This is a genomic window from Legionella fairfieldensis ATCC 49588 (genome assembly GCF_000621525.1).
Classification (GTDB): domain Bacteria; phylum Pseudomonadota; class Gammaproteobacteria; order Legionellales; family Legionellaceae; genus Tatlockia; species Tatlockia fairfieldensis.
Map to the genome: position 1 here is coordinate 41535 of NZ_JHYC01000028.1, position 10695 is coordinate 52229.

The window sequence follows — 10695 nt, forward strand, 5'->3', positions numbered from 1 at the left end:
TAGGATAATCATCTCTCTATTTTTGTTAATAATTATGAGGACCGTTTCGCATTATTTACAGTGGGGAGTCGTGTGGAATAACCACCGAAGTGTTAATTCTGCATTAAACCTTCCAAAAATGTAGTTTTGGCTGGTTTAGGAGGGTGCCACAGTGCCGCTCAATGTTGCATCAGCTAAAACTTCAGGTTGTAAAGCTATAACAGTTTTAGCTTTATTGAAAAAAGTGGGTAGTGGCGTTGAGAAGAATGAAGTGACAGGTTGGATTTCATTAATAGAAACTTGAGAATCAATATTTTTTGCTGCGTAACTATTCTCCAGCTTATCAATTTTTTTATACAAAAAATGATTTTTGATTTTAGCAATCCCGCATTTTACGGCGTAATCCAGGGTAAAGCCTAAGCCTATCAGAGCAATGATAAAACCCATAGTTGGTAGAAACATTAAGGAGGCATAGGGGAACACAATAGCAATAGGTAGAAGCAACGCCCCAATGCCTCCGAATACTAAACCCACTTTTAGTAAATCTTTGAGCGCTGAATAGTTTTTAGCAATACGTGCTTCATTTACACGAATGTGTAGCTTTATATTCTCCACATGCAAAAATAGTGCTGGGTTACCTGTAGCTAATTTTGGCAATAAAGGTTCAAAATCTTTAATTTCAGTAGGCAAAAATAGACCGGACTGAATTAACATTTGCGCTAAACCATACCTTTCAAGTCTTAAAGTATGAGTAATTAAATTGTGGTAATGGGGATTAGAAGACCCTATAATGGAAGCTAAATAAGACTTTAAAATCTCTGGTTCAAAAAGTTTAACAAAATATTCATTTTTATACCTTAAAGCTGTTGAAAGGAGACTCGAAACAAACTCTTTTGGGATAGGGTCTTTATTCCAGTCTATCAAATTACACAAACTCACTAACACATTTAAACTGTTTTTTTCTATCGCTGCTGCTAATATCGACTTTAATAATTTAAATTCATCTTGATTTTTTAAATTGATCAAACCATACAAATAAATTACGACATTTAATTGATTATATTCTGCAGCAGCAATGAGGGCTTGTTCTAGTGACTTATATTCAGGGTTTATTTTGCTCACAATATATTTTACTGCTTCTAGATTTCCATAGCCGATAGCCCAATGCAAAACCCTGGCAGGGTCTAAAAAAGGCTTGAGCGGTCGTTGACAATAAATTTTCCACTGTAGATCATTCATTCTTAATGTGTGTTTTATTTTCACATTATTGTAAAGTGCCTCAAGAATTTTCTGTTTATTATTTACAGCCATCCATTGTGCCAAAGTTAAACCTTGGTTGTCTCTTATTAGGTAATTGTTTCTGGTTAATTTATCTGCCAAAAGGAAATTATTCTCCTTAACCTCTGAAAACAAAAGCCGTTCCTTTTTAGTGAGTTGCTCATAATTTTTTTGATAAATATTCCAAAATAACTTCCGTGGTGAATGAATTTCTGCAAAGGGAGGAGGGGAAATGTATGGAAAATGCTGAAGAATTTTGAAATACCAAAATATTGGGCTTTGATTGAAAATTGCCGCTTCACCAAGAGATAAATACTGAGAAATTTTTTCCTCTATGATTGCAGGAAATTTATTGGAAGACACAATGTAAAACGGCATAAATTATACCTTTGTGGGCAAATAATATACATAACTATACTTTTTTTATACTTTAAATGCAAATAAACAGCCCAATTAAATGAAAAGTTCAAGCTCTCTGTTATGAGCTCTATAATTGAGCTTGCGCGAGGAATTGATAATAACGGCTAAACCAAATTTTGATATCATTTGCAGAGTAGACTATTGCTTAAATGTATTTAGCTACTCTGATGTTAATTAATATTTAAAGCCAGTGGATATTTCAACATCAGGAGCGCTTTATCTTTTCTTAAATAAAATCGTTAGCAAGTGACGATACATTAAGTAAGAGCCGATTATAAAAAAATATATACCCGCTATCCATAGCCCGATTAAAGGGTCTAGTATGCCTCCGAAAAAAACCAACATTGCTATGCAAGCCTGAATAAATAAAGATAATAAAAACGCCTTTATTCGATTACCTGTTTTCACCCTAACCCCAGTTTATGTATTTTGAATAGCCTAATAAAGCAACGCCGAACAACCAGCTAACGAACGCGCCTGCCGCGCCATGGCTTCATGACTTCAACCTCTATTCCATCGGGATCAGTCACACTAAATGAATACGTACCAATACCAAATGTTTTAGGTGGTTGTGCTATATTGAATCCATGTTTTTGCAGATTATGAAATAATTGCTCTACCGCTTGGATTGAGTCCAATGCAAATCCAATATGTTCTAAGCGTTGAGTTGCTGCAAATGTGGCATGAACTTTATGCAATGAAATATTGTCACCGTTTCCCGTTAGATAAACATAGTCGTTTTAAGTTCCGTGCGTAACCCAAGCGAATTATAAAATTGTTAGCACTCATCAAGCTTATAAACGGCCAATGCCACATGTCGTAAACACTCATTTTTAGGTAGCATTTCTTAACCCCTTATTTCACTGGCGTACCTTGATGAAAAACCATTCGCCATTTACCGTCTGTTAATCGCCAAATTGAAGACCGCATCGCTTGTTTACTTTCGGCAAGAGGCGTGCTTTTGATGCTGCTCATATAAGTCAATAAAATAATGTTCTCAGCTAAGGGGCGTGCTTTAAACGAAGTTCCAATACGCTCGGATTGGTCATCGCTTCCAAACCACCGTATTACTTCGGTTTTATCGTAAATAACAGAGCTGCTTCCAATTTCGATAAATTCATTGTCGATAAGTTCAGCCAGCACATCTAGCGCATCGATTTTATCAAGCAATTGTATTTCTTGTTTAATAATCTGATTAATAACCGTATCTAACATTATTATTTACTCATGGGTGCATCGTATTGTTATTTGATATTAACACACTGAACTTATCTGAAAAGTGACGAAAGTGATAAGGGTGATGATTGTAAAAACTTATTTTTTATTTATGTTAAGTTTTAAGTTATAAATAACTCTAGTAGTATTGTTTTTACTCTATGAATTTTCACCCCTAAAAGTTTGAAATTAGAGATCTAATTTTGTTCTTTTGCTAGCAACCGAGAAAAGTGGGAACTGTAAAATTTGATTAAGGCTGACGAAAATAAAGCCTAGCAGAGACCTAAAAGGAACGTTTAGAGGAACGTTTTTGAAAATTTGACAATTTCGAGCTAGATTGCCAAAACACTTGCTGGGCTTGGCTCTCCTGGACGGGCTCGAACCGCCGATCTAATGATTAACAGTCGCCGTCTTAGCCGTCAACCGCAGTACGCTACAACAAATAACAATAATAAAATCAAATACCTATGAGCAAGCCTATTACTGCCAGTTGTTATCATTTATTGCCATTATTTGTGGCGTAGTGTCCCATGAGTCCCAAAAAATCAACCGGAATATTTACTAGCCAGTCTGTAATTTGAGATGATTGCCGTGCTTTTAAAAGATCATGGATGGAATAGTTTGCAAGGATTGGCTTAAAAGGAAAATTAGGAGTGAGTTTTACAATGAAGTATCTAGGAAAATTAACAAGTGCTACCTTAATGGCGATCAATTGATAAAACGTTCAAAAGAAGATTTTGTAGAACATTACAAGACCAAATATGGCTTACCCTTGCCTATATGGGTTGCTATTGAATTATGGGACTTTGGTCTTCTTTCAGTATCTTATAAAGGCATGGCTGTAAAAGATAAAGCAATCATTGCTAACAAATACAATATTCCAGATTGGCAGATTATGGAAAGCTGGCTGCGTTCCTTAAACTACGTTCGTAATGTGGTAGCGCACCATAGTCGTTTATGGAATAGAAATTTAATTGATCAACCCAAGCTCGCAAAACTGGGAGCAATACCTTCTTTTGATTCATTCATTGGTAATACTCAAATAACATCCAGAGTCTATGTGGTTTTATGTATTTTGGCACATTACATGAAGATAATTTGTCCGCGATCCACGTGGCCAATACGCGTAATGGAATTAATACGCTCTTTCCCAGACTCTAATCATGTAAACATTCAAGATATGGGGTTTCCTGCTGAATGGGAACAACAGGAATTCTGGAAGAATTGAGAGGAGTACTTATCATTAGGAATAAGTTGAAAATCTTAAATTTTATTAAAAAGAATGGACGAGAAGTTATCAGTTATATTTTCTGGGGCTTGCTCCTGGCGTGTATTTTACCTATGTGGACAAATTATATTTTAAAAAAATACGAAAATCGTGCCGCATTTAATCGTTTCTTATTTCAACAAGAACTAAAACCATATAGAAATAAACAAATAGAATGCAATCACAAAAATTTAGAACTCTTCAAAAAACAAGCAGAAGAAATAGAATATTGGCTTTTGGTAAAAAAAATAGCTGAAAAACGTATTAAAACAGGCAAAGAATATCTTCTTCCAAAAGATGAGCATGAGTTAATGTTCTCCTTTATTAAAGAAGCCAATAAGGTTAATAGAGAAATCAGTACTCTTAGCAAACAAGTTAATTATTGTCATGATGAATCCTTTCACTACTCTGATGAAATCGCTATGATGCTTAATGTTACGTCCGAGTACCAAAAAATCTCTCACAATTATGAAGAAAAGATAAAAAAAATATCGCAACAACAAGAAATCAAACTTAAATTCTATTTATCCAAAATTAATATGCCATTTTTAAATAATATCCAAGACTTAGATTTATGGAATAATCTTTTAATTCACCCTGAAGAAACATCTATAAGTACGAGCAAAATGCTATTTTTTAATGTTGAGATGCGTCAAATTACATTCGATTTTGCTAGAAAATTTATGGGGCGCGCACTCTATTTCATGCAGAAACTAATAAATTATTTTGGAATGCTTATCAATACCAATTAAGTTAATTGAGAATTAATAAAATTATCAAAGTTAAACCCCATAGTCCAAGGCCAACGCAAAATCCAAGGATAAATTGAAGAACTTTTATTTCTGTTTTCATTCATAGATCCTAAGAATGGTTGTACCTGGCTGCATGATTTTGGTGCTACCATAAGGCCCAATAGCTCTGCTATTTCCATGAGTATAAACACCATAAGCAAAATAAAGAAAACCGGATAAGAACCCTGAAAGGACTCCAAAATATAACCATGGTCTCTTACATTTCATTGGTCATTATCTCCAAGATTAGTCGCCCGACTACAAATTTGATGAGGTTTTTAACCTCATCAATACAAGTTTATTATCATCCATTATCAATTTCTTTCGCCAATTCAATAATTTCATTTTTAATTGATTCAGAATAATTATTAGCAGAACACTGTAATTGTCTTCTAAAATCCTTATCCCACCACATCATCTCATATAGAAACCCTGAGGGTAGATCGCCTGCAATCCCTATAGTTGTAACCTTATTATTAATTTCATATGTTGTAGTTTCTTGATTCAAGATTGCCGAAGTTCCAGTTAATGGCACACTTACTTCGTGATAAGCGCATACAAAAGGTTTGTCTTTAGGTACAAAGAAATGAACTACTCCTGTCCACCCTGTTTTGATATAAGTGCTTTCTGGAGCAAAACCAATTGTTTTGGCAATTAGAGCATCATTGATAGGCTTATAATTATAAGCAATTACCAGCTCTTCCCAAGTATGACGCATTCGAGTGTCATATGGTTTCTTGGCATAAGAGGAAAATGATTTAAATTGTTCTTTCGCACTTTCCTCTATAGTGCTTAGTGTTACTGCATTTTGATTGTATTTTTTGATGTAGCCGTTTTTCTTAAATTCATTAATATTGTTTTTAATGATTGATGCTTCACCGTGTTTAAATGTGAATGAATTAAACTGTTCTACTTTCACACCACTATTTGGGGAAGGCAAACCATCTTTGCCGAATATTTCATATTCTTCTTCAGGCGTATATTTAGGTGGAACCCCAGGATGCTTTTTCTGTTCATCAATAAGCTGTTGAATTCGTTCCTTTGAAAAATGTAATTCTTGGGTGGTTAGTCCCTCTCCGTCAACACAAACAACATCTGCAAGTAACGCGCATAAAATTAAAGTCGATAATTTTTTCATTTAACATTCCTTGAATTCATATTGGCATTCGATAATTTGTTCTTATCCCACCATCCGTCATACGGCGAACAATCGGTAGCTTCGGTATAAGCATCATAAATTTTACGTCCGTAGTCATCCATGTAGAAATGATAGCCTTGTGACTGCCAGAACCCTTGGAAATTATCTGAATTATCAAACGCAGCAGAACGCCATGTATATTTCATCCAGTCTGTAACGCTATGAGGAACACCTTTTTGACCAGCAGTTGGCATATGAACTGAACGAACCTCCCACCAATGATATGCTTGCCAATTCCATGTGACTGACTCATTAAAACTTAAACAATTTGCTCGGCTATATGCGCTGTATTACCGTTCCATCCTGCATACGCACTAATAGCAAGAGTGTTTGGAAATCCATTCTTGGTATTTGGTTTTACCCGTTTTGGAGTCAATTTTTTTGTGAAATGACCATGTAACAGATCAGGGTTGGTATAAGCAAATGGATCTCTTTCACCAAGAAGGTAAGCTATATCTACCCTAAAGGCGACCTCTATACGTTCAATAGCGTCTAGTATCAACAGACGTAGTTTTTTATCAAAGACATATAAAGCGACCGTGTCTTGAAAGCGAGCACCTGGCATAAACTCATCTGGTCGTCTAGGCTTTAAGGACTTTGTTTGTTGCTCTGCTAAAGGAATTAATTTGCGGCAAGGATACCAATAGCCACTTAAACGATAATAGCCCAAGCGACGTAAGTACTCTAATGCTGTAATATCATTGGTTACTTCCAAACCACGCGACTTCAACAGTTCAAGCTGTTGTTCAAAGTAATATAGGGCTTATTATAAAGCGACATTTTCGATTTCATAAAAAAGAAAACCCACCCGTGCATTTTGCAATGTAGAGGAGTGGGCCGTGTTATTTATAGTATAACATCATTAATGGTATTTGTGGCAACAAGTGGGAAAGTTAATTTCAATGAATTTATAGAAAATGATTTATTTTAAACCATTACAGAAAGTCGATTTAAGAGTTCTTTATGAATGATTCCAAGAGCCAACGATTAATCAATTATACGCACGTGGACAAATCTGGTCGCTCAAAGATATTAAAAATAAATATTTACCCAGACTTACAGGGCAGGGCAATGTGCCTAGCTTTATTATTCATCTGGATAATAAGGCTATCGGCTTTATTCAATATTATTGTCTATCAGAACATTATCCGGAAGGTATTCAAAAGGAAGGCGCCTTATTTGAAAACTATCATCCAGAGCAAATTGCTGGCATTGACTTGTTTATTGCCTCCCATGAAAATCGGAGGCAAGGGCTTGGCGTAGTGGTTATCAATCAATTTATCAATGAATTCCTGACTCATTTTCGTTTGGTAGTTGTTGATCCAAATCATGATAATATTCACGCTATTCGGTGTTATGAAAAGGCTGGATTTGAGCAATTAAATTATAGCGATGATTTAGCCTACTGTGTCATGCTAAAAAGTATAGAAAAGAGATGATTTAATGGATATTAAAATAAGTATGGATGAATTTAAAGGCCACGCTGTAACCGTAATGGAAACAACATTGTAAGCTAGGTGAAATGGTGATTTTGAAAAAATATCATATTCTATAAATTCTTTAACAAGGTGATGCTGCTCCATGAACAAGATGAATAAAACAAAAGTTTATGAAGTCTATGAGGAAATTGTCGATTGGATTGATGATGCTCGCACAAAAACCCTTATGGAGTTGAAATATCTCAATCTAATCGTGAATACAATTCCTCAAGTAGGCTCGATTTTAGACTTAGGTTGTGGAGCTGCAGAACCAATGGCACAATTCTTTATTGAAAAAGGCTTTAAAGTGACGGGTGTAGATGGCAGCCAAAAAATGATCGCACTATGTAAAAAGCGTTTTCCAAACGAGCGTTGGATAGTTTCCGATATGCGTGATATAAATTTACAACAACAATTTGATGCAATCCTTGCTTGGCATAGTTTTTTTCATCTTGACCATGACAGTCAGCGAAATATGTTTAAAATATTTGAGTCGCATATTAAACTTGGTGGAGTCTTGGCTTTTACCTCCGGAGATGAAGAGGGCGAAGTTTGGAGCGATAACGGTGGTCAGCAGCTCTACCACGCTTCTTTATCTACAGAAGAATATAGCAGCCTTCTCAAGGATTCATCATTTAAAGTGTTAGTACATAAAGTACGTGATCTTGAATGCGGTGAAGCTACCATTTGGGTAGCACAAAAAATTTAAAATGATAATAATTTTAAGGATCGCATCATGACTAACCAAGCGTTGCGCATGGAGCAAATTGTGCAGTCGTATGTAGCAGACAACCAATTTATGGGTTCGATTCTAATCGCACAAAATCGACATGTATTATTAGATAAAGGCTACGGGTTTGCTAAAATATGATTTTCATATTTCTCATTAATGCAAACACCATATCAACAGCGTGCCAAAAACCATCAATGTGTTTTTCTTCTATAGGAACAATATTAATTAATTTCATTCTTTTATCCTACGCAATAGCTATTTTATTTTTTTATATTCGCGAAAATTACCGCATTCTTGATATCCTAACTGCTGATAGAGCGGATAGCCTTCGCTAGATGCCTGTAAAACGGCAATATGGTAGCCAAGATCTTTTGCTCGTTTTAATCGATATTCTTGCATGGCTCTACCATAACCTTTTCTGCGTTCGGAGGGCGCCGTTGATAACCAATGTAATCCGGCAACTTGTGCAAAATAGCAGGACAAACCCCGTACCACAGGTTTTTCATCCACATAACCAACGTAATATTCAATGGGATCATCATCCGTTAGAATCGAGGCTATCCATGAAAAATAGGTTTTGAAAGCAGTTTCATCATTAGCAAGTACTAATGCAAAATCGTGTAATGTCTTTTCGTCGGTTGCGCGAATAATATTTAATTCCAGCATAGAAAAAATGTCCCCATTCCATGCATCTAAATCAAAATACATGGCGCAATTATTTTCTGTATTCTCATAACCACAATTTTCTAAATGCACTGGCAAATTATTGGGTTTGTCATGAGGACTAACCCACCATGAAAACGAACTATTTTTCTGGTTGAAGTAATTTGTTACTTCTAAAATTTTTTCATCGGCATTTGATGAAGAAAAGTCAGCGTCTATTACGTAATTAAAAGTGTCGTCTGCTAGCCTTGAATTTACCAAAGTAAAGCCTGGCACTCTGACTAATTCAACCTGATTTAAATATTGAGCAAAATGTGTCATATGGACATTTAGGTTGGCTTCCATAGCTTTGACTAGCTTTTCACGAGGCCAGTCTTTGGTAAATGGCCCTGTGTTTTGCGGTAGGTAATCTCTTTTCTTCTCTGACCAGAGCTTAGCTTTGGTATCAATTTCTTGAACTAATTTATCTTTTCCAGAAACATAAGAATAGATATCATCGGCAAATTGAGCCGCCAACTGAATTTTAAGCTTGGCATAATTATCGGCTACATTGGGATGATGAATAACATAGTCCCTGAAATTAATATGACGATTAATTTGAGGGCTTCCTCTTTCATGTAGATGTAAATGAAACCGGATTGTTTGATTTTGCCGTTTTGTAAAGAAGCTTACATGAGGAATGATTTGTCGCCGGATTGGGCCATAATTTAATTGAGTTAATTTTTCCGATAGAGCATCAATATCATCTACATTATCAAGTACCAGCATCATATCAATGGCTGGCTTTGCAGGCATATTGGGAATACTGGTACTACCTATGTGATAAATTTCTTTAAGGCATTCCCCTAAAGCGCTTTGAATACGACTAGCCTCATTTTTAAATAGATCAGGCCAATTTTGGTTATAAGGAACAACTTCTACTTTGTATGGGCTGACTGCTTTTATTAGATTCTCATTCATGACAATTTTCCAATTGGAGTATAACAACAGCCTACAATTTGATTGCCCGAGTTACTATCATCGTTGGCATATATTTCTCAATTAAAAATCGTGGTGATGGATGCTCATCTTCATAAAATCCAGATAAAAGAAACCCTGCTTCCAACTGCCCATTGATTTGACTTGATAAACTGTGGCTAAAAACAAAGGCATCTTTATTTTTCACTTTTTCATTCAGCATGTCTTGAGAAAGATCTTGAATATCAGAATAGGGTAAAGAATATTTAGAGCTTAATAAGCCTTGTTCTTCCAATTCTTTATTTTTATCAAACACAAAAAGAATAGGATTATAAAAACTTGCTAACAATACTCCGGCTCATCCCCAAATCCGCACATCATTACCCATAAGTATTAATTACTGTTATTCAATTCAATAATAGTATACTGCTCGTCCGTATATCAGGATGATAAATATGAGTTGGGCAGCAGAAGAGATGAAAACGGTAAAGCTAGGTGACAAAAGACTTCACGCGCGGCTTCTTACTTTATTTGATAAATTAGGTAATTCAGCGAATCTAAGTATTCCAGCAGCATGTGGAGGATGGCACGAAACAAAAGCAGCTTATCGCTTCTTTGATCATGAGGCAGTGACTACAGAAAGCATTTTAATACCTCATATAGAATCAACATTTTCTCGAATGAAACAACATTCTGTGGTTCTTTTATTACAAGAT

General features: G+C 35.5%; 13 protein-coding genes and 1 pseudogene. 6 read left to right on the top strand and 8 right to left on the bottom strand.

The annotated features are described in order from the left end of the window. Positions 1-135: 135 nt before the first annotated feature. The 3 genes and pseudogenes from T345_RS0108715 to T345_RS0108730 all read right to left on the bottom strand — a co-directional run bounded on the left by T345_RS0108715 (position 136) and on the right by T345_RS0108730 (position 2892). Positions 136-1635 carry an ankyrin repeat domain-containing protein gene (locus tag T345_RS0108715; protein ID WP_028389019.1) on the bottom strand — a complete coding sequence of 500 codons (1500 nt, stop codon included), beginning with the start codon at positions 1633-1635 and terminating at the stop codon, positions 136-138. A 506-nt stretch (positions 1636-2141) separates the two neighbouring features. Then, a pseudogene (locus T345_RS14605) lies at positions 2142-2399 on the bottom strand (VOC family protein); the annotation flags it as partial. A gap of 133 nt (positions 2400-2532) precedes the next feature. After that, the gene (locus T345_RS0108730; protein ID WP_028389020.1) at positions 2533-2892 is read right to left on the bottom strand and encodes a nuclear transport factor 2 family protein; all 360 of its coding nucleotides are present in this window, start codon (positions 2890-2892) and stop codon (positions 2533-2535) included. A gap of 607 nt (positions 2893-3499) precedes the next feature. On the opposite strand from T345_RS0108730, the gene T345_RS13940 reads away from it, so the two are divergent. Both T345_RS13940 and T345_RS0108740 read left to right on the top strand, forming a co-directional pair. Further along, positions 3500-4120, top strand: a complete 621-nt coding sequence (locus T345_RS13940) for an Abi family protein (RefSeq protein ID WP_051555211.1) — start codon at positions 3500-3502, stop codon at positions 4118-4120. Then, positions 4090-4911, top strand: coding sequence for a hypothetical protein (locus T345_RS0108740; protein ID WP_028389021.1), 822 nt, complete (start codon positions 4090-4092; stop codon positions 4909-4911). Before T345_RS13940 ends, T345_RS0108740 begins: the two co-directional genes overlap by 31 nt. Before the next feature lie 343 nt (positions 4912-5254). On the opposite strand, the gene T345_RS0108750 is transcribed toward T345_RS0108740, so the two are convergent. The 3 genes from T345_RS0108750 to T345_RS13945 form a co-directional block, all read right to left on the bottom strand. Beyond that, the gene (locus T345_RS0108750) at positions 5255-6088 is read right to left on the bottom strand and encodes a hypothetical protein (protein ID WP_028389023.1); all 834 of its coding nucleotides are present in this window, start codon (positions 6086-6088) and stop codon (positions 5255-5257) included. Further along, on the bottom strand, positions 6085-6342 hold the full coding sequence (locus tag T345_RS0108755) for a hypothetical protein (protein WP_028389024.1): 258 nt from the start codon (positions 6340-6342) through the stop codon (positions 6085-6087). Before T345_RS0108755 ends, T345_RS0108750 begins: the two co-directional genes overlap by 4 nt. A 65-nt stretch (positions 6343-6407) precedes the next feature. Then, the gene (locus T345_RS13945; RefSeq protein ID WP_051555212.1) at positions 6408-6878 is read right to left on the bottom strand and encodes an Abi family protein; all 471 of its coding nucleotides are present in this window, start codon (positions 6876-6878) and stop codon (positions 6408-6410) included. A 283-nt stretch (positions 6879-7161) separates the two neighbouring features. On the opposite strand from T345_RS13945, the gene T345_RS13950 reads away from it, so the two are divergent. The 3 genes from T345_RS13950 (at position 7162) to T345_RS15510 (ending at position 8497) form a co-directional block, all read left to right on the top strand. Next, on the top strand, positions 7162-7587 hold the full coding sequence (locus T345_RS13950; RefSeq protein ID WP_278044091.1) for a GNAT family N-acetyltransferase: 426 nt from the start codon (positions 7162-7164) through the stop codon (positions 7585-7587). Between the two features lie 142 nt (positions 7588-7729). After that, positions 7730-8335, top strand: a complete 606-nt coding sequence (locus tag T345_RS0108770) for a methyltransferase domain-containing protein (RefSeq protein ID WP_028389025.1) — start codon at positions 7730-7732, stop codon at positions 8333-8335. A 27-nt stretch (positions 8336-8362) separates the two neighbouring features. Continuing rightward, entirely contained in the window at positions 8363-8497 is a 135-nt protein-coding gene (locus tag T345_RS15510; RefSeq protein WP_278044090.1) for a hypothetical protein, read from the top strand. A 117-nt stretch (positions 8498-8614) separates the two neighbouring features. Here T345_RS15510 and T345_RS14610 read toward each other — a convergent pair whose 3' ends face one another. Continuing rightward, entirely contained in the window at positions 8615-9982 is a 1368-nt protein-coding gene (locus T345_RS14610; protein ID WP_051555213.1) for a bifunctional GrpB family protein/GNAT family N-acetyltransferase, read from the bottom strand. A 31-nt stretch (positions 9983-10013) separates the two neighbouring features. Next, positions 10014-10328, bottom strand: a complete 315-nt coding sequence (locus tag T345_RS13960; RefSeq protein ID WP_051555214.1) for a hypothetical protein — start codon at positions 10326-10328, stop codon at positions 10014-10016. A gap of 106 nt (positions 10329-10434) precedes the next feature. On the opposite strand from T345_RS13960, the gene T345_RS0108795 reads away from it, so the two are divergent. Beyond that, positions 10435-10695, top strand: a 261-nt coding sequence (locus T345_RS0108795) for an IS4/Tn5 family transposase DNA-binding protein (RefSeq protein WP_028389026.1), incomplete at its 3' end; no start/stop codon positions are given.

Excerpts from the sequence above, each read along its gene's own strand:
- T345_RS0108770 (WP_028389025.1), top strand. The coding sequence starts at position 7,730 with ATGAACAAGATGAATAAAACAAAAGTTTATGAAGTCTATGAGGAAATT.
- T345_RS0108755 (WP_028389024.1), bottom strand. The coding sequence starts at position 6,342 with ATGCCAACTGCTGGTCAAAAAGGTGTTCCTCATAGCGTTACAGACTGG.
- T345_RS0108730 (WP_028389020.1), bottom strand. The coding sequence starts at position 2,892 with ATGTTAGATACGGTTATTAATCAGATTATTAAACAAGAAATACAATTG.
- T345_RS14610 (WP_051555213.1), bottom strand. The coding sequence starts at position 9,982 with ATGAATGAGAATCTAATAAAAGCAGTCAGCCCATACAAAGTAGAAGTT.
- T345_RS15510 (WP_278044090.1), top strand. The coding sequence starts at position 8,363 with ATGACTAACCAAGCGTTGCGCATGGAGCAAATTGTGCAGTCGTATGTA.
- T345_RS0108715 (WP_028389019.1), bottom strand. The coding sequence starts at position 1,635 with ATGCCGTTTTACATTGTGTCTTCCAATAAATTTCCTGCAATCATAGAG.
- T345_RS0108740 (WP_028389021.1), top strand. The coding sequence starts at position 4,090 with ATGGGAACAACAGGAATTCTGGAAGAATTGAGAGGAGTACTTATCATT.
- T345_RS0108750 (WP_028389023.1), bottom strand. The coding sequence starts at position 6,088 with ATGAAAAAATTATCGACTTTAATTTTATGCGCGTTACTTGCAGATGTT.
- T345_RS13940 (WP_051555211.1), top strand. The coding sequence starts at position 3,500 with ATGGATGGAATAGTTTGCAAGGATTGGCTTAAAAGGAAAATTAGGAGT.